The 361-nt window shown below is 45.4% G+C and carries 1 pseudogene; it reads right to left on the reverse strand.

The annotated features are described in order from the left end of the window. Window positions 1-361 (reverse strand): annotated as a pseudogene (locus AVZ68_RS19515) (IS5/IS1182 family transposase); the annotation flags it as partial.

The following is a 361-nucleotide window of genomic DNA, read 5'->3' on the forward strand; positions in this document are numbered from 1 at the left end:
ACTTGGGTTCTTGAGGGACTTCCGTGCGCAATTCAGCTAAAGGGACATCTAACTGAGCTTCGATTTTCTTTTCAAATAGGGGCCGATTCGCTTCTTTTTCCGCTTGTTCGATAAGCCACCGTTCGTGTTCTGCTTTCGGTTTACGTCCGCGTTTTTGGGGTTCTAGCTTTGGCTTTTCTTCTTTCGGTGGGGCTTGATCACGGGCTTCAAAATGAGTCGCATCGATAACGGCGGTGTCATCGACAATAAAGCCTTCTTCTATGGCTTGTAAAACAACCTTTTCTTGGACGTCTTCTAAAATCGTAGATTCGCTTAGTTTTGTCAAAAGTCGAGAATAGGACGCTTCTGAAGGCGTATGATC

Origin of the sequence: Shouchella shacheensis, from assembly GCF_001484965.1 — a bacterium.
Classification (GTDB): domain Bacteria; phylum Bacillota; class Bacilli; order Bacillales; family Bacillaceae_D; genus Shouchella; species Shouchella shacheensis.